General features: G+C 68.1%; 22 protein-coding genes. 6 read left to right on the plus strand and 16 right to left on the minus strand.

Going from position 1 to position 21,658, the window contains the following annotated elements:
- Position 1: 1 nt before the first annotated feature.
- From QTI45_RS25155 to QTI45_RS25175, 5 genes are all read right to left on the minus strand, one after another.
- Positions 2–793 carry an enoyl-CoA hydratase/isomerase family protein gene (locus tag QTI45_RS25155; protein WP_286369423.1) on the minus strand — a complete coding sequence of 264 codons (792 nt, stop codon included), beginning with the start codon at positions 791–793 and terminating at the stop codon, positions 2–4.
- Positions 794–822: 29 nt separating this feature from the next.
- Positions 823–1,965, minus strand: coding sequence for a thiolase family protein (locus QTI45_RS25160; RefSeq protein ID WP_286656228.1), 1,143 nt, complete (start codon positions 1,963–1,965; stop codon positions 823–825).
- On the minus strand, positions 1,962–2,369 hold the full coding sequence (locus tag QTI45_RS25165; protein WP_286656229.1) for a PhlB family protein: 408 nt from the start codon (positions 2,367–2,369) through the stop codon (positions 1,962–1,964). The genes QTI45_RS25160 and QTI45_RS25165 overlap by 4 nt, the downstream gene beginning before the upstream one ends.
- The gene (locus QTI45_RS25170; protein WP_286656230.1) at positions 2,366–3,340 is read right to left on the minus strand and encodes a Bug family tripartite tricarboxylate transporter substrate binding protein; all 975 of its coding nucleotides are present in this window, start codon (positions 3,338–3,340) and stop codon (positions 2,366–2,368) included. The genes QTI45_RS25165 and QTI45_RS25170 overlap by 4 nt, the downstream gene beginning before the upstream one ends.
- A gap of 114 nt (positions 3,341–3,454) precedes the next feature.
- Positions 3,455–4,138 (minus strand): TetR/AcrR family transcriptional regulator, encoded by a 684-nt coding sequence (locus tag QTI45_RS25175; RefSeq protein WP_286656231.1) that lies wholly within the window; start codon positions 4,136–4,138, stop codon positions 3,455–3,457.
- 168 nt (positions 4,139–4,306) lie between these two features.
- Between QTI45_RS25175 and QTI45_RS25180 the strand changes: the two genes are divergently transcribed.
- Positions 4,307–4,510: a hypothetical protein gene (locus QTI45_RS25180; RefSeq protein WP_286369428.1), complete on the plus strand. Its 204-nt coding sequence runs from the start codon at positions 4,307–4,309 to the stop codon at positions 4,508–4,510.
- A gap of 45 nt (positions 4,511–4,555) precedes the next feature.
- On the opposite strand, the gene QTI45_RS25185 is transcribed toward QTI45_RS25180, so the two are convergent.
- The gene (locus QTI45_RS25185) at positions 4,556–5,437 is read right to left on the minus strand and encodes an NAD-dependent protein deacetylase (RefSeq protein ID WP_444813310.1); all 882 of its coding nucleotides are present in this window, start codon (positions 5,435–5,437) and stop codon (positions 4,556–4,558) included.
- A gap of 2 nt (positions 5,438–5,439) precedes the next feature.
- Positions 5,440–5,892: a hypothetical protein gene (locus QTI45_RS25190; protein ID WP_286656232.1), complete on the minus strand. Its 453-nt coding sequence runs from the start codon at positions 5,890–5,892 to the stop codon at positions 5,440–5,442.
- A gap of 281 nt (positions 5,893–6,173) precedes the next feature.
- Here QTI45_RS25190 and QTI45_RS25195 point away from each other — a divergent pair, with 281 nt between their 5' ends.
- Positions 6,174–6,599, plus strand: a complete 426-nt coding sequence (locus QTI45_RS25195; RefSeq protein ID WP_286656233.1) for a hypothetical protein — start codon at positions 6,174–6,176, stop codon at positions 6,597–6,599.
- A 94-nt stretch (positions 6,600–6,693) separates the two neighbouring features.
- Here the strand turns inward: QTI45_RS25195 and QTI45_RS25200 are convergent, their stop codons facing one another.
- Genes QTI45_RS25200 through QTI45_RS25235 form a run of 8 tightly spaced genes read right to left on the minus strand, consistent with a single transcriptional unit; the run spans position 6,694 to position 14,268 of the window.
- On the minus strand, positions 6,694–7,569 hold the full coding sequence (locus QTI45_RS25200) for an alpha/beta hydrolase (RefSeq protein WP_286656234.1): 876 nt from the start codon (positions 7,567–7,569) through the stop codon (positions 6,694–6,696).
- Entirely contained in the window at positions 7,569–8,282 is a 714-nt protein-coding gene (locus QTI45_RS25205; RefSeq protein WP_286656235.1) for an ABC transporter ATP-binding protein, read from the minus strand. The genes QTI45_RS25200 and QTI45_RS25205 overlap by 1 nt, the downstream gene beginning before the upstream one ends.
- Positions 8,266–9,009 (minus strand): ABC transporter ATP-binding protein, encoded by a 744-nt coding sequence (locus tag QTI45_RS25210; RefSeq protein ID WP_286656236.1) that lies wholly within the window; start codon positions 9,007–9,009, stop codon positions 8,266–8,268. Before QTI45_RS25210 ends, QTI45_RS25205 begins: the two co-directional genes overlap by 17 nt.
- Entirely contained in the window at positions 9,006–9,968 is a 963-nt protein-coding gene (locus tag QTI45_RS25215) for a branched-chain amino acid ABC transporter permease (RefSeq protein WP_286656237.1), read from the minus strand. Before QTI45_RS25215 ends, QTI45_RS25210 begins: the two co-directional genes overlap by 4 nt.
- The gene (locus tag QTI45_RS25220) at positions 9,968–10,852 is read right to left on the minus strand and encodes a branched-chain amino acid ABC transporter permease (protein WP_286369447.1); all 885 of its coding nucleotides are present in this window, start codon (positions 10,850–10,852) and stop codon (positions 9,968–9,970) included. Before QTI45_RS25220 ends, QTI45_RS25215 begins: the two co-directional genes overlap by 1 nt.
- A 36-nt stretch (positions 10,853–10,888) precedes the next feature.
- Positions 10,889–12,073, minus strand: a complete 1,185-nt coding sequence (locus QTI45_RS25225) for an amino acid ABC transporter substrate-binding protein (protein ID WP_286656238.1) — start codon at positions 12,071–12,073, stop codon at positions 10,889–10,891.
- A gap of 29 nt (positions 12,074–12,102) precedes the next feature.
- Positions 12,103–13,245 carry an FAD-dependent oxidoreductase gene (locus QTI45_RS25230; RefSeq protein WP_286656239.1) on the minus strand — a complete coding sequence of 381 codons (1,143 nt, stop codon included), beginning with the start codon at positions 13,243–13,245 and terminating at the stop codon, positions 12,103–12,105.
- Positions 13,246–13,287: 42 nt separating this feature from the next.
- Entirely contained in the window at positions 13,288–14,268 is a 981-nt protein-coding gene (locus QTI45_RS25235; protein WP_286656240.1) for a VOC family protein, read from the minus strand.
- Between the two features lie 263 nt (positions 14,269–14,531).
- Between QTI45_RS25235 and QTI45_RS25240 the strand changes: the two genes are divergently transcribed.
- The 3 genes from QTI45_RS25240 (at position 14,532) to QTI45_RS25250 (ending at position 17,742) form a co-directional block, all read left to right on the plus strand.
- Positions 14,532–15,119: a TetR/AcrR family transcriptional regulator gene (locus QTI45_RS25240; RefSeq protein ID WP_286656241.1), complete on the plus strand. Its 588-nt coding sequence runs from the start codon at positions 14,532–14,534 to the stop codon at positions 15,117–15,119.
- A 246-nt stretch (positions 15,120–15,365) separates the two neighbouring features.
- The gene (locus QTI45_RS25245) at positions 15,366–16,913 is read left to right on the plus strand and encodes a GMC oxidoreductase (RefSeq protein ID WP_286656242.1); all 1,548 of its coding nucleotides are present in this window, start codon (positions 15,366–15,368) and stop codon (positions 16,911–16,913) included.
- Between the two features lie 61 nt (positions 16,914–16,974).
- Entirely contained in the window at positions 16,975–17,742 is a 768-nt protein-coding gene (locus tag QTI45_RS25250; RefSeq protein ID WP_286656243.1) for an SDR family NAD(P)-dependent oxidoreductase, read from the plus strand.
- Positions 17,743–17,761: 19 nt separating this feature from the next.
- Here QTI45_RS25250 and QTI45_RS25255 read toward each other — a convergent pair whose 3' ends face one another.
- Positions 17,762–20,641, minus strand: a complete 2,880-nt coding sequence (locus QTI45_RS25255; protein WP_286656244.1) for an ATP-binding protein — start codon at positions 20,639–20,641, stop codon at positions 17,762–17,764.
- A gap of 179 nt (positions 20,642–20,820) precedes the next feature.
- Here QTI45_RS25255 and QTI45_RS25260 point away from each other — a divergent pair, with 179 nt between their 5' ends.
- A complete protein-coding gene (locus tag QTI45_RS25260; RefSeq protein ID WP_286656245.1) occupies positions 20,821–21,642 on the plus strand; it encodes an alpha/beta fold hydrolase in 822 nt (273 codons plus the stop codon).
- The last annotated feature ends 16 nt before the right edge of the window (positions 21,643–21,658 follow it).

Below are 21,658 nucleotides of genomic sequence, written 5' to 3' on the forward strand. Positions count from 1 at the left end.
CTCACTGGCCGCGAAACACCGGCTTGCGTTTTTCCACGAAGGCACGCATGCCCTCCTTGCGGTCTTCGCTGGCCACCACCAGGGCGGCGGCGTAGCGTTCGTATTCGAGGCCGGCGTCCATTCCGACTTGCAGGCCCAGGTCGATCGCGTGCTTCACGTAGCGCAGCGCCAATGGCGCGTTGGCTGCCATGCGGGCGGCCATGGCCATGGCGGTGGACAGCAGCTCCGACGGCGCGACCACGTGGTTCACCAGCCCGATGGCGAGCGCCCGTTCGGCGTCGATGTGGTCGCCGGTGAGCATCAACTCCTTCGCGATGCCCACGCCCACGAGGCGAGGCAGGCGCTGCGTTCCACCGGCCGCCGGCAGCACGCCGATGCGCGCCTCCGGCAGGCCCAGCCGAGCGCCGCGGGCGGCGATTCGCACGTCGCAGCACAGTGCGATCTCCAGGCCGCCGCCCAGGGCCACGCCGTTGATCGCGGCGATCACGGGCTTCTCGAACTGCTCGATGGCTCGAAACAGTTCGTGCGTGGCCTTCTGCTGCAGGTGGTATTGCGCCTGCGGCGTGACCTGTCCCGCGCGCTCCTTGATATCGGCGCCGGCACAGAACGCCTTGTCGCCGGCGCCGGTGATCACCACGCAGCGCACGGACTCGTCGTTGCGCGCGCGTTCGAAGAAGGCGTCCGCGAGGTCGGCCTTCATGCTGCCGCCGATCGAGTTCATGCGCTCCGGACGATTCAGGCGGATCAGTGCAACGCCGTCGACGACTTCGTAGATCAGGGTTGAATGGCTCATGTGAGATTCCAGTGAAGAGTGAGGCGGCGTCAGCCGCGAGCGAGCACGTGGGCGATGGCGACGGAGCCGAGGCCGATCATGTGAGCCAGCCCCAGGCGCGCGCCGGGGTGCTGCCGGCCCTGCGCCTCGCCGCGCAACTGCCGCACGATCTCGGCCACCTGGCCGACGCCGGTCGGCCCCAGCGGGTGGCCCATGCCGATCAGTCCGCCCGACGGGTTGACCGCACATTCGCCGCCGATGCGCGACGCACCGCGCGCCAGGTAGGCGGCACCCTCGCCCTCGTCGCAGACGCCCACGGCTTCGCTGTAGAGAAGCTCCTCGATGGAGAAGGCATCGTGGAGCTCGACGATGTCGAGATCGCGCGCGCCCACGCTTGCGCTCTCGAGCGCGGCAGCGGCCGACTTGCGCACCAGCTCGACCAGCGCGGGCGCGTCTTGCGCCAGCTCCTCGCTGCTGGCCACGGACGACAGCACACGCACCGCGCGCGACCTGTCCAGGCCCAGACGCCGCATGGCGTCGTCGGAGACGACGATCGCCGCGGCGGCGCCTTCGCCGCGCGGGCAGCACTGCAGGCCGGTGAGGTCGCCCGCGATGCGCGGCGAGGCCAGCACCTGATCCAGCGTGCGCGGCTTGCGGAACTGCGCGAAAGGATTGAGGGCCGCGTTGCCGTGGTTCTTGACCGCGACCTGTGCCAGGTCTTCGAGCCGCAAGCCCCTCTCGCGCATGCAGCGCCGCGCGAGCAGCGCGAACTTGACCAACGGAACGTTGGCCGTCGGACTCAAGGGCGGCAGGCCATCTTTGAGCACGGCCCGGCGGCCATCGCCGAACTTGTCCACGCCCACGGCGAGCACGACGTCCCGCTCGCCCGAAGCCACCTGCAGGCAGGCGAGCCGGAAGGCGGTCGAGCCCGAAGCGGATGCGTTCTCGACCTGGGCCACTTCCAGCCCGGTCGAGCCCAGATGCCGCAGCATCACGCGCCCGGCGGCCATGCCCAGGGCAGCCGTGCCCACGAACGCGCTCTGGACCTGCGGCCAGCCGATGCCGGCATCGTGCAGCGCCTCGCGCACCGCGGTCAGGCCCAGTTCCACATAGGGTGTTTCGGTCGGGAACTGGTAGGCATGCATGCCGATGCCGATGACGTGCACCGGGCGCTGCTTCAGGAGCATGCTCATGGCCTCGCCTCCCCGACCGCGGATTCACAGGGACGGAAAACCCACGCACCCCCCGCGACCGCGTCGGACCAGGCCGGCATGAGCGGCATGCCCAGCGACAGATGCGCTTCGCCGGGAACGTCGATCAGCACCTCCTCCACCACGCCGGGACAGAGTTCGACCTCTCCGATCACGCTCGGCACCGGGAGGCCAGGCGCCAGCGGCGCATGCACCGTGACGAAGTTGCGCAACGCCACCGCAGCCCCGCAGTCCACGGCCTCCAGTTGATCGCGCGGCGCGCCGCAATGCCGGCAACCCGGCACCTGCGCCGGAAAGCTGTGGCCCTGGCAACGCGTGCAGCGTGCGGCCTGCAGCACCCGTCCGGCCGCAGCGGAGGGCTGGAGCTTGTTCACCGGCTCGTTCATTCGATCGACATCCCGGTCTGTTGCACGAGGAGGCGCGCTTCGGTGCGCTCGCGTTCCAGCGCCCGGCCGAAGGCTTCGGGCGAGCTGCCCTTGATGCTGGTGCCGAGTTCGTCGAAGCGCGCGGCGACCGCCGGAACCTTCATCGAATCGACGAAGGCTGCATGCAGCTTCTGCACGATGTCATGGGGTGTACCGGCCGGCGCAACGATGCCGAGCCATGTCGTGACGTTGAAGTTGGGCACGCCGGATTCGGCGACCGTGGGCACCTCCGGCAGATCGGCCGCACGCGCCGAGCCGGTGACGGCCAGCGCCCGCAAGCGGCCGTCGCGGATCAGCGGCAGGGTGGTCGAACGGCTGTCGGGCATGAAATCCAGCACGCCCGACAGGAGGTCGTTGATGGCCGGTCCGCTGCCCTTGTAGGGGACATGGATCAGCTTCACCTTCGCCTCCATCTCGAGCGTGGCGCCGGCCACGTGCATCGAACTGCCATTGCCTGCCGTGCCGTAGGAGAGCTTGCCCGGACTCTGCTTCGCCTTGGCGACCAGCTCGCGCATCGACTTCAACGGCGACGAGGCCTGCACCACGACCACCATGGGGCTTTCCGTCAGCTGGGTGACCGGCGCAAAGGCCTTGGCCGGATCGACCGGCACGTGCTTGTAGAGATAAGGATTGAGCACCAGCGGACCCGGATTGCCGAGCAGCAAGGTGTAGCCATCGGGCTCGGCGCGCGCCACCACTTCGTTGGCGATGTTGCCGTTCGCCCCGGGACGGTTGTCGATGACGATCGGTTGGCCCAGCCGCTTCTGGAGTTCGGGCTGCAGCAAGCGCGCCACGATGTCGGAAGCGCCGCCGGGGGCGAAGCCCAGCACCAGCCGGATCGGCTTGGTCGGGTAGTCGCCGGCTTGGGCGAGGGCCGCAGCGCCCGCCGCGGCGGCGGCGACCAGGCAGGTTCGGAGCCATCGAATGGGCATGAGTTTGTCTCCTTCAGGTACAGGAATCGGGGTTGTGGATCGGGTGACCATGCAGCGGCCCGGACCGCGTCGTCGACGCCGCCCTCGGATCGCAGCCGGGGTTCGTTTGAAGCGCTAGGGGCTTGCCTCGGATGGCAGCCAGCGCGCGGTCAGGCTGTCTTTCAGTGCCTGGATGGCGACCGCGATGTTGCTGGTCATGGGATGCAGCATCGACTGGGTACGCAGGCCGCGCACCGTCGCGATCAGCAACTGGGCCTCGTTCGCGGGATGGATTTCCGGTCGGATGCGGCCCGCCCTCTGGCCGGCCTCGATCTGTCGGGCAATCGCGCGATGCCAGCGCGCACTGATGGCCGCGAAGGTCGGGCGAATGTGCGGCGCCGGGCCGATCGATTCGAGCATCAGGACGAAGAAGGCACGCGAGCTCTCCGAAGGGTTGTCCATGCCTTCCAGGTAGCAGTCGATCTCGCAGAAGATCGCCTCGAGACCCGACAGGCCCTGCAGCCGGACCAGCAGCCGCTCGCGGTGGGCGCTGGCAATGTGCTTGATCAGTTCCTCGAGCAAGCGGTCCTTGGTGCCGAAGCGGTGCTGCACCAGCCCACGGCTGTAGCCCGCCTCGACGCCGGTGGCCTCGAGCGTCGTGTGGGTGTAGCCGCGCGTCGCGATCAGGCGCGTGGCGGCTTCGAGCAGGCGGCGGTCGGATTCGGCCACGCGCTCGGCCTGGGTGCGCCGGACGCGCTTGATCGGGGTCGCCGGGACCGATTCGGGCGGTTCAACGGCCGCTGGAGATGTGGATGCCATGCGCCAATGGTATTTACTTGCGGTGCGGATCGCAAGTAAATGAATCACAGGGTAAACCCGCGAAAACCAGACAACGCGGCGCCCTCGCGCCTGACGCGGCCTGCGCCTACCCGCAGATGCGCCGATCCCCCGATGCCACAGCTTTCGCACCGGTGCACCTTGTCAGGCATGAAAGCACTGATAACCATTCTTCTGGCCGGGACCGCGCTTGCGGGCTGCGTCGCCGTGCCCTATGACGCCGGGCCGCCGCCCGGCGCCTACTACAGCCGCCCTGCCCCACCGCCACCACCGCCGGGCGCGCGGCGTGACTACGACCGCGACGGCGTGCCGGACCGCTACGACCGCCGTCCGGACAACCCGTACCGCTACTGACACGAAGGCTCGGGGCCAACGATCGATCGCCGCGCCCCTTGAGGCTCAGGCCGCCAGCTGCTCCGCCATAGCCGTCAGGGCGTCGCCCACCGGCTGCGCGACCTTCAAGGCCAGCAGGTCGTCGGCACGCGTGCGGCCGAGGTTGACCGCTGCCACCGGCTTGCCTGCCGCGACGGCCGCCTGCACGAAGCGGAAGCCCGAATACACCATCAGCGACGAGCCGGCGACCAGCACGGCATCGGCTTCATTCAGCGCCGCGTAGGCGGCCTGCACGCGCTCGCGCGGCACGCTCTCGCCGAAAAACACCACGTCGGGCTTGAGCATGCCTCCGCACACCGGGCAGGCCGGCACCTCGAAGCTGGCGAAATCCAGGCCCTCGACCTCAGCGTCGCCGTCGGGCGCGGCGCGCGCTTCGAGTGCGGCCCAGGCCGGGTTGAGCGACCGCAGCGCCTGCTGCATTTCGGCCCGCGGCGTGCGCCTCTCGCAGCCGAGGCAACGCACGGTGTCGATGCGGCCGTGCAGGTCGATGGTCTGGCGGCTGCCGGCGGCGTCGTGCAGTCCGTCGACGTTCTGCGTCAGCAGGAGGCCCACGCGGCCCGAGGCCTCCAGCCGGGCCAGCGCACGGTGCGAGGCACCGGGCCGGGCCGTGGCCATGATGGGCCAGCCGACCAGGCTGCGCGCCCAGTAGCGGCGGCGCGTGAGATCGTCGCCCGTGAAGGCCTGGAAGGTGACCGGCGACGGCCGCTTCCAGTCGCCGTTGACGTCGCGGTAGTCGGGGATGCCGGAGTCGGTGCTGCAGCCGGCGCCGGTCAGCACGAAGAGGCGGGGATGGCGCGCGGCGAAGTCGGCGAGCGAGGTGGGCGAATCCATGGCAACAGAGCATACGGCGACCGGCGTCGCCGCGCCGGCACCGGGGCTCTGCCCGATGCTCAGCGGAACTGCTTGCGCAGCAAAGGCTTGTGCCGGGCGATGTGCGCGAGCTGCGGCTCGGCAACGAGGCCGCCCAGATCCACGCCGTCGCCGTTCAGCACCGCGTTGGCGTGCACCAGCGCGCGGGCCACCACCTCGTCCTCGCTGACGCCTAGCTGCGCAGCGAGGTCGAGCGCCACACGCTTCATCGCGCGCTGCGACAGCATCCACATGGCGCCGAAGGCGTCCCAGGCGGCGGCCGACTCCTTGAAGCGTTCGCGGTCCGCCAGGATCTCGTTGAGCGGCTTGGCCAGCAACTCGTTGACCGCGTCGAGCTGCTCGGCCAGCGCCGCCTGCTGTGCCTGGGCGTCGCGCAGGGCGTCGGCCGCGCCGTCGGCCGGCGGAGGCACCGGCGCGGCAAAACTGCCGTCCGCGTTCGGCGTGGGAATCTGGAGCTTGTCGGTCAGGGACATGGTGCCGATTGTCGCCGGGCGGCGTGCCGTGGTTTCCACGACCTCGTCGGCAAGACCGCCCGCCCCCCTCGGTTGCACCAGCCGAAAGACGGGAATAGCATGTCGTTGACCCGCCCGAAAATGTCAGCCCTTGCATCGTCATTCGGTTCAGCTTGACACGCTGCGGGCTCGACAACGAGCGAGCGGCCTAGAGCGGGAGAAGCCAAGCGTGAGCACTCAGCGCAACATGTCCGTCCGACTGCACCGGGTGTGGCGCAGTTCCTTGGTGCGATGCTCGAATCATGAGTGACCGCCGCATCCTCATCGTGGCGCACCGGACCGCCGCCTCGCCCAAGCTGCTCGCCGCCGTGGCCGAGCGGGCCGCGCGCGGGCCGTGCAAGTTCACGCTCCTGGTTCCGCGGCCGTATTGGGACCCGGACACTGAAGAGGCGGCCATCACGCTCGAGCTCGCGATTCCGCTGCTCGACGCGGCCGCGGGGTCGCACGTACAGGGGATCGTCGGGGCCACCGACCCATACGAAGCCGTGCACCAGACGCTCGAGCGCGAGAAGTACGACGAGGTCATCGTCTCCACGCTCCCAGAGCGGATCTCCCGCTGGTTGCGCCTCGACCTCGCCCATCGCATCGAGCGCTTCGGCGTGCCCGTGAGCGTCGTGACCGCGGAGCAGTCCGAGCGCACCCTGTCGCCGGGAGCCGGGTCGGGCTGATGTGGACGCGGCATGCCGGGCGCACTGCCAACTCGCAATCCTGCGCCACGCCCAGCGCGTCATCTCGCGCTGCAGGCAGCATTGGCACCGGGTCCTATCGCTGCGCAAACAGCTGGCTCTCGATCCACGCGCAGATCGCGCTTGCGCTCTGCTCGAAACCGAAGATCGCCGAGTAGTGGTTGGCGCCGTGTTGGGGTGCGCACGACGACCGATTGCCCGCGCCGGTCCATGCGGCATGGAAGGCGGTCGACTGCCGCACGAACTCCGCGCTCTCCTCTGCGCCCCAGGTCAGCAGAACCGGCGTGGGACAGGCTCGAACCGAAAAGAGCGGCGAGTTGCGGCGGATCACGCCGTCGTCGAGTTGAATCTGCGGCTGCAGATAGCTGTGGCGCAGCGGTTCCAGGTCGTACAGGCCGCTGACCAGGACCGCGGCCCGGAACGGGTCTTCGGGCAGGCCGTAGTCGTCAGACCAGCGCGTCTGCAGTGCCATGGCCGCCAGGTGGGCGCCGGCCGAGTGTCCGCCGACGGCCACGCGCGCCGGATCGCCGCCGTGGCGCTCGATGTTGCGCAGCACCCATGCCAGTGCCGCCCGGGTCTGGCGCGTGATCTCGTCGATGCCGACCGAGGGCGCCAAGGCGTAGTTCACGACCACGGTCGTGATTCCCAGCGCCTGCAGGCCCAACGCGACGCAGCTGAAATCACCGGCCGAGAACGCCCGCCAGTAGCCTCCGTGGATGAAGACGAAGACCGGCGCGTCCGGTTGTGTCGCCGGGAAGATGTCCAGCGTCTCGGCCAAGGTCGGCCCGAAGGGAACGCCCTGCAGGCCGGGGAAGCGCTCGCGCGCCAGCCGGCTCTGTTCGACGTAGTGCCGCTGGTAGACGCCCGGGTCACTCAGCCGGGCCGCCGGGTTGTACTCGGCGTCGATGTCCGCCTGGCTGGCCAACTGGCGGTAGAGCATGGGTGGCTTCATCACAATCCCAGATAGGCCTGGCGGATCATCGGATCGTCGATCAACGATGCCGACGGGCCATGACGCAGCACATGGCCGTCTTCCATCACGTAGGCCGTGTCGGCAATCGACAGCGCCGCATAGACGTTCTGCTCCACCAGGCCGATGGTCACACCCTGGGCACGGATCGAGCGCAGCGCGGCGAACACCTCGTCCGCCATGGCCGGCGCCAGCCCCAGGCTCGGCTCGTCCAGCAGCAGCACGCGCGGCATCGACATGAGGCCGCGCGCCAGGGCCAGCATCTGCTGTTCTCCGCCGGACAGCAGGCCGGCCGCGGTCGTGCGCCGCTCCTTCAGCCGCGGGAAGAGTTCATACATCAGGTCCACCCGCGCCTGCCACCCCTTGCGCACGCGCGGCAGGTAGGCCCCGATGCGCAGGGTCTCGGCGACGCTGAAGTCGGGGAACACCAGGCGGCCCTCGGGCACCAGCGCGATGCCGTCGTCGACGCGCTGGTGCGCGAACCGGCCGGTGACGTCGGCGCCATCGAAGCGGATGCGGCCCGACCGCAGGCGCAGCAGTCCCGCCAGCGAACGCATCAGCGTGGATTTGCCCGCGCCGTTGCTGCCGATGATGGCGGTGATCGAACCGGCGGGGATCGCGACGTCGACCCGGTCGAGCACCTGGATCTCGCCGTAGCCGGCACAGGCGCCGAGCGCCTCAAGCAGGGACTGCATGGCGTCGTTCTCCCAGGTAGGCTTTGATGACGCGAGGATCGTTGGCGATCTCCGCAGGAAGGCCCTCGACCACCTTGCGACCCTCGTGCATGACGACGATGCGGTCGCTCAGGCGCATCAGCGCCTTCATCACGTGCTCGATGATGACGATGCTCAGGCCGTAGCGCTGGCGCACTTCGCGGATCAGTTCGAGCGCCGCGCCCACCTCGGTGGCGTTGAGCCCGGCCAGCACCTCGTCGAGCAGCAGCAGGCGGGGCCGGGTCGCCAACGCGCGGGTGATCTCCAGGCGCTTGCGGCCCGCCAGGTTGAGCTGCGATGCCGGCAGGTCCGCTCGATCGGCGAGCCCGGTCTCGCGCAGCAGTTCAAGGGCATGTTCGCGGGCGGCCGCGGGGGATGCGATGCGGCCGCGGCCGTACATGGCAGCGACGGCCACGTTCTCCAGCACGCTCATGCCCGGAAACGGCCGCACGATCTGGAAGGTGCGCGCCACGCCCAGCGCATTGATGCGCTCCGGCGGCTGCCCCTGGATCGCCTTGCCTTCGAGCATGATCTGCCCCGACGAAGGCTTGACGTTGCCGGCGATCATGCCGAACAGCGTGGTCTTGCCGGCGCCATTGGCGCCCATCACGCCGAGGATCTCTCCCGGCATGAGGTCGAAGCTGACGTCGTCGACCGCCAGGCTGCCGCCATACCGGCGAGCCAGGTTGCGCACTGAAAGAAGACTCACGCCGGCCTCCCGGCAACGGCGGCGCGGCGCTCGAGCGATGCCGAACGCCGCCTGGCCCACAGGCCCGACAGCCCGGACGGCGCCAGCAGCACGAAGCCGATCAGCAGCGCGCCCAGCAGGATCATGTAGGTCTGGGGCGCGCGGGCCCACAGCAGCTCGCTGAGGCACAGGATGAACGCTGCGCCCAGGACCGGGCCGGCAGGCCGGTCGCTGCCGCCGATGATCGCCATGGTCACGATGGTGAACGAGGTGGTCGGACTGAACAGCTGCATGGGCTCGAAGTAGGTGCTGCGCAGCACGCTGAGCGCGCCCACCATCGCGGGAATGACGGCCGACACCGCGAAAGCCAGCATCTTGATCCGCGTGACGGGCACGCCCACCGTCGCCGCAGCCGTCTCGTCTTCACGGATGGCGCGCAGCGCAGCGCCGAGGCGCGACCGGGTCAGCCAGACGTTGATCGCGGTGGCGGCCAGGGCCAGCCCCAGCATGGGATAGAACAGGACGACGGTGTCGGGCGTGTCGATCAAGAGGCGACCGCCGGAGCCGAGCGATGCCTCGATGGCCACCACCACGTACTTCAGGAATTCCGAGATGCCCAATGTCAGGATCACGAAGTATGGACCTCGCACCCGCAGCGCCGGAAAGCCAACCACCAGCGCGAGCGCAGCCGCCGCCACGCCGGCCAGCGGCAGGATTGCCACGATCGGGATCTGCTGCCAGCCCAGCGCCATGATGTAGGCGCCAAGGCCGAAGAACACCGCGTGGCCCAGCGAGATGTAGCCGGTCATGCCCGAGAACGCGACCCAGCTGCCGGCCAGTGCGATCCAGGCGCACAGTTGCGTGAGCACACCGACGCCATAGGCGCTGAGGATGAGGGGCGACAGCGCGGCAACGCCGGTCAGCGACGCGGCGACCGTCAAGCCGCCCTTGTCGACGGAAGAGAACAGAGTGCGTGCCATCAATGGGCCTTTCGCCCGAACAGCCCCTGCGGCCGCACGAACAGGATGAGAATGAACAAGCCGTAGACCAGGATCGAGCGGTAGGCCGCCGAGGTCAGCGTGACGCCGTAGACCTCGACGAAAGCCAGCAGCAGGCTCCCCGCCACGGCACCGCCGAGCGAGCCGAGGCCGCCGAGGATGACCACCACGAACGCCGCGATCGTGAAGGGAAAGCCGCCGAAGGGCGTCACGCTCTCGGTCATGCTGATCAGCGCCCCGGCCAGCCCGGCCAGTGCGAAGCCCAGGCAGAACACCACGATGTTGATGCGATCGGCAGCGATGCCGACCAGCGAGGCCGCGTCGCGCTGCTGTATCAAGGCCCTGATCGCGATGCCGAAGACGCTGAAGCGCAGGAAGCACAGCACCGCCAGAGTGGCGCCGGCGCTGATGCCCAGGATCACCAGCCGATTGAGCGCGATCGACACGCTGCCCCACTGCACCAGCGTGTCCAGGTAGCTGTAGCTGCGGGCGTCGGCCGTGAACACCAGCGACATCAGGTTCTGCAGGATGATCGAGACGCCGAAGAAGATCAGCAGCGAATTGGCCTCCAGCCGCGCCGCGATCGCGGTGTTGCGCACCAGCCGCTTGAAGAACAGCGTGTAGCAGGCGACGCCCAGGCCCGCCGCCAGAAGCATCGCGCCGAAGAGGCCCAGCAGCGGGCTCAGCCCCAGCAGGGTGAAGCCGCTCCAGGCCATGTAGCCGCCCAGCACCATCAGGTCGCCATGGGCCACGTTGAGCAGGCGCATGGCGCCGTAGATGAGGTTCAGGCCCAGGGCCACCAGGGCGTAGGTCGATGCGAGCATCAACGCCGCCAGCAGCAGCTCGGGGGACAGGATCTGTGCCATGGAATTCGCCGCAGCCTCTCGGGTAGGGGGCCAGGCCTATTTCTGCCAGCCGCTCTTGGCGACGAAGGGCGTGGTCTGCTGGGAAGGCGGATAGACGATCTGGCCCTTGCCTTGCTGGAACTGCAGGAACATCGCCGGCGTCAGGCGGTTCTGGACGCCGTCGAAGGCCACCGGACCGTCGATGGTGTCGAAGGTGCCGGAGGCGATGGCGGCGCGCAGCTTGTCCTTGTCCAGGCCCGCCTTGGCGACCGCTTGCTGCAGGATCTCGGCCGACACCCAGGCCAGCGCGACGTCGAGGTAGTCGGGTGCCTCGCCGTACTTGGCCTGGTAGGCGTCGAAGAAGGGCTTCGCCTTGGGCCAGGCCTTCTGGTCGGGCGACCAATGGCCCAGGGTGACGATGTTGTCCAGGTTGGCGCCGAACATCTTCGAGAAGAAGGCGATGCTGGGCCCGACCGCCACGAACTGGAAGGGGGCCCGGATGTCCTGCTCGCGGGCCTGCTTCATGTAGAGCATCGAGTCTTCAGGGTAGGACAGCGAGACCACCGCGTCAGGCGCGGCGCGCTTGATGGCCACCATGCTCGCGGTCATGTCCTTGATGCCCGGCGCGTACTCTTCGTCGTGGACCACCTTGATGCCGGCGGCCTGCACGGCAGGCACCAGGAAGCGCTTGATCTCCTGCGGAAAGGGCAGCTGGACCGTGTTGATGGCGACCGACTTCACGCCCTGCGCCTGCATCATCTTCGCCAGCTCCGCACCCAGCGCATCCGGGATGGCGGAGGTCGGGAACCAGATGTTCCTCGCCTTGAGCGAACGAATCTGCAGCGAGGCGGCGGAGCTGCCGACCATCGGGAACTTGTAGCGCTCCAGCACGCCGACCACCGCGAAGTGGGCCGGCGAACCCCAGGGCGACAGCAGCAGGTCGACCTTGTCGCTGGTGATGAGCTTCTCGTAGATCGCGGCGGCCTTGGCCGGATCGGACTGGTCGTCATAGACCACCAGTTGCACCGGCCGCCGGGTGCCCGCCACATCGAGCCCGCCGGCTGCATTGACCTGCTCCGCCCACAACTGGTAGGCGTTGAGCTGGCCGGCACCGGCGGCGGCGAAGGCACCCGTCCTGGCCATGCTCATGCCGATGCGCACGGGCTCGGCGGCCCAGCTGCCGGTGGCCATCGCGAGCACGAAACCGGCCGCGAACATCCGAAAGACTTTCAGTAGTTTCATCATGGAGACCTCGAGTTGAGAAAGTGCGGTCAGCGGCGGGGAGCCACCGTTCCGGTGGGTGAACTGTTGGCGGCCTTGAAGACCTGGCCCGCGACCCATGCGTCGCCCATGGCGGAGCGGATCACCTGCGAGCGCACGGCATCGGGCAGGCAGGTGACTTCGCCGTACAGGATCGACCAGCGCTGGCAGTGCTCAACCAGCGGACGCTCCGCCGCTTCCCAGGCTTGCAGCGCCGAGGGGATGTCGCGCGGGTCCTTGGCCTGTTCGAGCGCCACGGCCATGGCCAGGCCGTTCTGCATCGCCATGCCGCCCCCCTGGCCCAGGTTGGGTGGCTGCGCATGCGCGGCGTCGCCGACGATCGCCGTGCGGCCGGCCGACCAGGCGCGGCTGCGCGTCACGCTGTAGACGCCCCAGCTCAGCGTGTCGCCGATGCGTTCGATCAGATGGGCCCAGCGCGGGAAGGCGTCGATCCAGAGCTGCCGATTAAACGGCAGATTGCGCGCCTCGTCGTCCTGCAGGCAGGTCAATGCGAGGTAGATCTGGGTCGCATTGACCGGCGTCACCAGGAGCCGGCGGGTGCCGTTCCAGTTCTCGATGTACTTGCCGACATCCTGCGCCGCGAAGTCGCCGGCACGGGAGGCGATCATGGTGCGCAACGCGCCCTCGCGGGTCTGCTCGTGCAGCAGCTCCAGCCCGAGGCTCTGGCGCACGCGCGACCAGACGCCGTCGACGCCCACCGCCAGGTCGGCGCGCACCGTCTGTCCGCTGGCCAGCAGCAGTTCGCCGCTGGCCGTGGCCCCGATCGTCTCGGCGTTGGTCACGACCTTGACGCCCGCGCGCTCGCAGGCCGACTTCAAGGCGCCGAGCAAGCGGCTGCGCAAGACCGTCAGCAGGCGCTTGTCGGATGCGATCGGCGCCGACTCGATGATCTGGTCGAGATTGTCGCGCTGCTCGAAGTGCGTGCCGTGGAATGCACCTTCGGTGGCTTCCTCATAGGCGCCCAGCGCCTCCAGCACGCGCAGGCCGTTTTCCCAGATGTAGATGCCCGAGCCGGCCGCACGCAGCTCGGATTGCCGCTCGTAGACGGTCACGTCCCAGCCGCGCTGGGCCAGTGCGGCCGCGGTGGCCAGTCCGCCGATGCCGCCGCCGGAAATGATTGCGCTTCTTGCCATGGTGTTGTCTTTCAGGCTGTTGGATGCCGAACGGGGAACTGCTCAGGCCGCTTCGACCAGGTCGACGGCGCCGAGCGCCGACAGCGCTCGCGGCGCCGGGCGCTTCACGTACCACTCGCTGGCCAGGCCGTCGGGGTCCCGCAGGAAGATCGAGCGCTTCCAGGGCAGGTCGACCTGGCGCGCGATCGCCACGCCCTGCGACTGCAGGCCCGCGATGGCTGCATCCAGCATGGCCTCGTCGGCCAGCTGGAAGCTCGCGTGGTGGTAGCTCCCCTTGTTTGCGGGTACCAGCACGAGGTGGTGGTCGTACTGGGCTTGCGTGGCGCCGAGGTACACGACGCCCTCTTCGCGCGCCACCACGTGCAGGCCGCCGATTTCGGTATAGAAGCGCGTCATCTCCTCGATGCGCGCCGTCTCGAGCACGGCATGCGTGATGCGCCAGGGGTGCATCGGCGCTGCGGCGTTGGTGCGCAGCACCGGCTCCGTGTCGTAGCGGCCTTCGGTGAAGCCCTCGGCGCTCAGCGGGTCCCAGTGGGTGGTGAGCAAAGCCATCGGACCGCTGAGGACCTGGCGCCAGTCCTTGACCGTGTCGCAATAGAACTCGTTGTAGTTGCCGTCGGGATCGAACATGTAGACGCTGTGCGCCACCTGATGGTCGACCGTGATGTCGGTCGGCACGCCGTCCTCCTTCAGGCGCCTGAAGGCGGCCACGAGGTCGGCCTCGTTCTCGAGCTCCCAGGCCAGGTGATTGAGGCCGGCATGCAGGCCGATGGTGCCGGGCAGCTGCAGCAGGCCATCCTTGCCGTAGCGGTCGACGCCATTGGTCTTCTGGATCATGCCGAGGTCGTGCGGCGTATGGCCGGTTCCAAGAAAGGTGGCGATCAGCTCGGGCTCGCTGAACTCGACGCGCAGGCCGCACACATCGCTGTAGAAGCGCTCGGACGTCGGGATGTCGTCCACCCACAGATTCACGTGGCCGAGGCGGCGCGGAGAGAAGTAGGAAGCGGGTCGTGCGGCAGTCATGGAAGGCCTTTCATGGGTCACGCGAAGCGCCGTGCGATGCAGGACGGATGCATCGATTTCCTTGGCATCGGCAAGCGCGAAAAACTGTTCGGTCGGGGTGGTCGGGTTGCGATCGAAGTGAACTCTAAAAGTCGACTTGAGCGCTGTCAATAGCGAATACCATTCAGTTTTGAAAATTTGATGACCCGCGTTTGGAAGCACAATTGGTGCATCGAACGCCGCGGCCAACGCCGTCGGCGAAGCACCAAAAGAAGGCACGGCACATGGTTCAACGCAAGAAGGAAGGGGTTCGCGACGCGATCCTCGAGGCGGCATTCCGCCTCTTCAGCGAACAGGGGTACGGCGAGACATCGATTCCCGGCATCGCCCGCGAGGCGGGCATGTCGACGGCCAATGTCTACGTCTACTTCCAATCGAAGATCGACATCCTGTTCCAGCTTTACTCGCCGTGGCTGCTGGGACGCCTGGACAAGCTGGAGCGTGCGCAGCGCCGCATCGCCGACCCGCAAGAGCGCCTGCGCAAGCTGCTGCTGACGCTGTGGCGCGACCTGCCCCGAGAGAACAACGGCTTCACCAACAACGTGATGCAGGCCGTCTCGACCAGCGGCAACGGGGACTACAGCCCGGCGCTGCGCCAGCTGTTCCAGTCGCGCGTGGCCGGATGGATCCGCGAATGCCTGGCGACCTCAGCCGAAGAAAGCGACATGCTCGCAAGCCTCGCGCTCATGGCCTTCGACGGCTTCGCCATGAACGTCCGCCTGGCGCACAGCCCCCCGTGCAACGACGACATGGCGCAGCTCTTCAGCCGTCTTTTCGCTGGCGCCGCCGCGAAGTCCGCGTCGACGCCCTGAAGGCGGCCTGAGCGCTGCAGCCCGGCGTGCCCGGTCTTGGTGCTTGGGCAGAAACGCCCGCACCAAGTCCGGTCGGATGCCGCCGATCCGTCCGCCGTGCCTGCATGAATCTGGACGACGCGTTCGGCGGCGCGTATGCTGCGTTGCATCGTCCACTGGCCGACGTTGCGGTCTCCGACCCTGTCGGGGTCCATCGGCGCGTTGCGGAGCGGCGCCGGCTTCCACCCGTCACGACCGGGGAATCTCATGCGAAGCGACGAACACTACGATTTCATCATCATCGGCAGCGGGGCCGGTGGCGGCACGCTCGCCCTCAAGCTGGCTCCTTCCGGCAAACGCATACTGATCCTCGAACGTGGCGACTACTTGCCGCGCGAGCAGGCCAACTGGGATCCGACCGAGGTCTTCGTGAAGAACCGCTATGTGTCCAAGGACACCTGGCATGACTCGGACGGCAAACCGTTCCAGCCGGGCGTCCACTACTTCGTCGGCGGGGCGACCAAGATGTTCGGCGCCGCGATGTTTCGTTTGCGAGAGCAGGATTTCGCCGCGCATCGCACGGCCGACGGCTCGACGACCGACTGGCCGATCCGGTACGCGGAGTTCGAGCCGTACTACACGCAGGCCGAGGCGCTCTACCGCGTCCACGGCCAGCGCGGCGACGACCCCACCGATCCACCGGCCAGCGCCCCCTATGCGTTTCCCCCGGTAAGCCATGAGCCGCGCCTTCAGGAGATCGCCGATGGCTTGAAGCGCGCGGGGTACAGGCCGGCGTACGCACCGACAGGCATCATGCTCGACGAGGCGGACCGTCCCCACAGCCGGTGCATACGCTGCAACGCCTGCGACGGCTACCCCTGCCTCGTCCACGCCAAGTCGGACGCTGAAGTCATCGCCGTCAGGCCCGCTCTGGAATATCCGAATGTGACGCTGGAGCGAAACGCCCACGTCCGGCGACTCGAAACCGACGGCAGCGGACGCACCGTGACCAAGGTGATCGTGGACCGGGACGGTCGGCGCGAGGCGTACGCCGGCAGCATCGTCGTCGTGTCCTGCGGCGCAGCCAATTCCGCACGCTTGCTTCTCATGTCGGCGAACGAAAAGCATCCGCGCGGCCTGGCCAACGGTTCGGACATGGTGGGTCGCCACTACATGTTTCACAACGCCGTCGCGCTGGTCGGCCTTTCCCGGCGCGAGAATCCGACGCAGTTCCAGAAGACGCTCACGATCAACGATTTCTATTTCGGCGCGCCGGACTGCGAATTTCCGCTTGGCAATATCCAGATGCTCGGCAAATCCCAGGGGCCGATGTTCAAGGAGGACGCGCCGAAGTTTGCGCCCGGCTTCACCCTGGATCAACTGGCGCGGCACGCGGTGGATTTCTGGCTCACGAGCGAAGACCTGGCGCTTCCGCAGAATCGCGTGACCTTGAATGCCGGAGGCGAGATCCAGCTCCACTACGAGTTCACCAACCTGGAGCCGCTCGATCGCCTGCGGCGGAAACTGCAGTCGATGCTGGAGCACATGGACATGCATCCGCACCTGATCCCGAACACGCTCTACATGGGAAAGCACATTCCGATCGCCGGCGTCGCCCATCAGGCCGGCACCTGCCGCTTCGGCATCGATCCGGCGACATCGGTGCTCGATGTCGACTGCAAGTCGCACGAGGTCGACAACCTGTACGTCGTGGACACGAGCTTTTTCCCAAGCATCGGCGCGGTGAATCCTTCGTTGACCGCCATCGCGAACGCCTTGCGCGTCGGCGACCATCTGCTGCAGCGCGTTCATTGACGAAGCACCCGCTCGCTCGCCGCCAGCGGGTCCCAACCATCACCCACCCAGGAGATGAACCATGAACCTGAAGGACAAAGTCGCCATCGTCACTGGCGGCAACAGCGGCATCGGTCTGGCCATCGTGCTTGAACTCGCCAGGCAAGGGGCCAACGTCGTCATCGACTATGTCGTGCATCCCGAAGCGACCGAAGCGGCGGAGAGGCAGGTCCTGGCCTTGGGCGACCAGGCGATCGGGGTGCAAGCCGACGTGAGCAAGGTCGCCGACCTGCAAAGGCTGGTCGCCACTGCGGTCAAGAGGTTCCGCCGCGTCGACGTCATGGTCAACAACGCCGGAGTCGAGACTCGCACCTCCGTGCTCGATACGAGCGAGGCGGATTACGACAAGGTGCTCGCCATCAATCTCAAGAGCGCCTTCTTCGGCACCCAGTTCGCCGCCCGGCAGATGATCACCCAAGGCGGTGGCGGCCGCATCATCAACGTCAGTTCCGTGCACGAGGACTGGCCGATGCCGGGCAATGCCGCCTACTGCCTGTCGAAGGGCGGGATCCGCATGCTCACGCGCACGGCGGGCGTCGAGTTGGCGCCGCACAACATCCTCGTCGTCGGCGTCGGTCCTGGCGCCGTGGCCACGCCCATCAACCTCTCGACCATGAACGATCCAGTGCTGATGAAGAAGCTCGACTCGGCCATCCCGCTGGGGCGCATGGCCCGTCCGGAGGAAATCGCGAGCGTCGTGGCCTTCCTGGCGAGCGACGGCGCGAGCTACCTGACGGCCACCACGATCTTCGTGGACGGCGGCATCATGCAAAGCAGTCCCGGACTGTGAGGGTCGCGCCGACCCCCCTTCACCCCACGCGGTTCGCCGACCCGGACATGGCCTCGAGCAGACGCCTGGCCGCCTGCAGGTCATGGGTGTCGAATCCCTCCGAGAAGCCTTCGTAGACCGGCTCCAGCAAGTCGCGCGCGTCGTCCGGCCGGCCGTGTTTCATCCATGCGGCGGCCAGGCTGGTCGCGCATCGAAGCCGCCAGGCCAGCGCCTCGTGCTGCCGGGAAGTCTCGACGGCTTCGACCAGCAGGGTCTCGGCCATCCGGCTCGTCCCGGGCGACCGGCTCATGAGCTCCCCCTTGACGCGCAGCAACTCCGACAGCGAGCATCGATCCTCGAAGCGCCGCGCCCGCTCGATGCCCGCCGTGGCCAGCTCGATGCCCTCGTCCTCTCGTCCGAGCCGGCCCAGCGCCTCGCACACGGCGGAGACGAAGCCCGTGTAGTGCAGCACGTAGAGCGCTTCTCCGATCTCGTCGAATGCAGGACGCAGGTCGCGCTCATAGGCCAGGCTGTCGCCTGCACCCAGCGCGAGCAGGCCGTTCCACATGCGTCCGCGGGCCTTCCATGTCGAGATGCCATGTCGCCGCGTGGCCGCTGCAGCCGCTGCAGCCGGCTCCGCCAACGCCGACACGCCCCCGGTCAGGACCGTGATCGCGCACAGCCCCTCCGTGAGCGCGTAGCAGATCGAGGGTGCATGGTCCAGCGCGCGCGCGCCCTCCACGGCCTGCTGCGCAGCACGCATGGCCTGATCCGCAAAACCCTGCAGCCACAGCGCGTGCGCGAGCGAGCTCAAGGCGATCATCTTCTGCTCGTAGATGAAGCGGGTCCGGTGCGAGCGGTACACGGGCGCCTCGTAGCTTTCGGCCACGCGCTGCAACCCGCCGCGGGCATCGCCCAAGCGTCCCATGCAGAGCAGCGACATGCCTGTCATCCGGTTGCCGATGAGGCGGTCGGCCTTGTGAGGCAGCGCTTCGGACAATGCCGAGAAGCGCCGGGCAAGCGACAGGGCGACCTCGTAGTTGCCGTTCAGGTAGGTGACGCTCCACATCCCCCAGATCGCACGCAGCCGATACTCGTCGTCTCCCATCCTCTCCGCGTACTCCAGGGCTCGCCTGAACGCGGAGCCGGTTTCCGACCCCACGCCCTGGTAAAGCAGCGAGGCGCCCTTTGCGGCATACAGCTTCATCCGGGAGCGGCTGTCCCCCACTTCCTCGTCGTCCAGATGGTTCAACGCCTGGTTCACGCGCGAGAGGCATTCCTCGAGCAGCCCCGACTGCATCCACAGCGGCAGGGCGCTGGTGGTCAGCGCGACGCCGAGCATGGGGTCTCCTTCCGGTGAAAAGCTCCAGTTGACCGCCGCCCGCAGCCCCTCCAGATGGCCGGCGTACAAGCCGACCCAATCGGCCGTGGGCAGGGTCTCCCACTCGATCTCCGCGCGCACGAACAGGTCGCGCAGATGTTGCGCGTGGCGAAGCGAATACTCCCGCAGGACACCCCGAGACTGCATCTTCTCGCGCGCATAGAGCTGGGTGGTCTCCAGCAGTCGATACTTCGCGCGGGCCGCGCCATCCACCGTGACGAGGGACTTCTCCACCAGTTGAGAGAGGCATTCGACGACTGCGGCCGACGGAATGTCGGCGGAGCAAGCAACGGCCGACGCCGACTCCATGGAGAACGAACCGAAGAAGACGCCCAACCTGGCGAGCACTTCGCGCTCCTGCGCAGAAAGGAGTTCGTAGCTCCAGTCCAAGGTGGCGCGCAGGGTCTTCTGGCGCGGCAGGGCGGTCCGGACTCCGCCGGTGAGCAAGTTGAACCGGTCGTCGATGCGCTCGGCGACACCCCCCAGTCCGAACACCCGCACGCGTGCCGCGGCCAGCTCGATGGCCAGGGGAATGCCGTCGAGATGCCGGCAGATGCGGGCCTTGAGCGCGGCAGCCTGCGCCTTGCCCGCCGGCTCCTCGGCACCGGCGAAAGCGGCGCGGGCATCGAAGAGCTGCAGCGCGCCGAAGCCCAGCAGCTCGTCGACGTCGCGGACTTCCTCGCCCGGCACATCGAGCGACGCCACCCGGTAGACGTACTCGCCGTCGATCTTGAGCGCCTCGCGGCTGGTGGCGATGACGCTGGCGAATGGCCCGGCGCGCAGCAGCTTCTCGGTGATCTGCGCCGCGGCGTCGACCAGGTGCTCGCAGTTGTCCAGCACCAGCAGGATGCGTCGCTGGCTGATCGCCGCGGCAATGCGATCGAGCGAGGGGGTGCCTGCGCCCGGCGGAAAACCGAGCGCCTCCGCCACGGTGGCGGGCAGATACTCCGCTGCACCCACGGGCCCCAGTTCAGCGATGGACACGCCATCGGGAAAGCGGGCCGCCAGGCTGCGGGCGGCCTCGATGGCCAGCCGCGTCTTGCCGACACCGCCAGCGCCCACGAGGGTGATCAGCCGGCTGCTGGCAGCCAGCTCGACGATCTCCCGCAGCGCGGTCTCGCGCCCGATCAGGGGGCTCACGCTCAGCGGCAGCCCGCGCACCGCCGCGGCGAGGGGAGACACGGCCTGCAGGCCCTCGGCTTCGGGCGCGCCGGGCTCGTCCGCGATCTCGGAGACGAACTGGTAGCCGCGGCCGGCGACGGTCCGGATCACCGTCCGGTCCTCGCCCAGCGCGCGGCGCAGCGCGGAGACCTGCGCCTCCAGCGTGTTCTCCTCGACGATCCGGCCGGGCCAGGCCCGCAGCATCAGCTCGTCCTTGGTGACCACGGCGCCGCGCCCCTCGACGAGGGCGACCAGGATGTCGAAGGCCCGGCTTCCCAGGCTGACGGGGTGGCCTTCGCGCAGCAGCTCGCGCCGCTGCACAGACACCTGGCAGCGGCCGAATGCGAACGACTGACTCGGGGATGCGACGAGTTTCATCCTGGATGGGGCCGCGCGGCCGGGTGGCCGGATTCTAGGGGCGTCGACGAGCGCGGTGCATGCACAAGGTTTCAGGTGTTTTCAGGTTTCGCCAGTGCGCATCCGGGACGAGCGGAAGCTGCCCCGGTACCTTCGCTGCATTGCCCGGCCATCTTTTCCCTCTGGAGCAGGAGCACGCCATGAGCTACGTCACTTCACGGGACGGAACGAGGATCTTCTACAAGGACTGGGGCAGCGGCAGGCCAGTCGTCTTCTCGCATGGCTGGCCGCTCGACGCGGATGCCTGGGACGCGCAGATGCTGTTCCTGCTGCACCACGGCTACCGCGTGATCGCGCACGACCGCCGCGGGTATGGACGCTCGGACCAGCCAGCGTCCGGCAACGACATGGATACCTTCGCGGACGACCTCGCCGTCCTGATCGACGCGCTCGACCTCAAGGCGGCCGTGCTGGTCGGCCATTCGACGGGAGGGGGCGAGGTGGCCCGCTACGTCGGCCGTCACGGCACCCGGAGGATCGACCGGATCGTGCTCATCGGTGCGGTGCCTCCGCTCATGCTGAAGACGGCAGCGAACCCGGACGGACTGCCGATCGCCGTGTTCGATGGCCTCCGGGCCGGCGTTGCGGTCGACAGGCCCCGCTTCTTCCAGGATCTCGCCCTGGCGTTCCATGGCTACAACCGCGTCGGCGCAACGCCTTCGCAGGGGCTGGTCGACTGGTTCTGCCTCCAGGGCATGCGGGGCGGCATCCGGCCCGAATACGACAGCATCGAGGCTTTCTCGGAGACCGACTTCAACGAGGACCTCCGGAAGTTCAACGTGCCGACGCTGTTCATCCACGGCGATGACGACCAGATCGTGCCCTTCCCCGCCTCGGCCTGCACCGCATCGAAGCGCGTGCGCAACTCGACGCTCAAGGTGTATGCGGGCGGGCCGCACGGCATCTGCTCGACCCAGGCAGACCGGGTCAACGCCGACCTGCTGGCATTTCTTGACGACTGACATCAAAGGAGAACCC

The sequence above is a fragment of the Variovorax saccharolyticus genome (assembly GCF_030316765.1).
In the GTDB taxonomy this organism is placed as follows: Bacteria; Pseudomonadota; Gammaproteobacteria; order Burkholderiales; family Burkholderiaceae_C; genus Variovorax; species Variovorax saccharolyticus.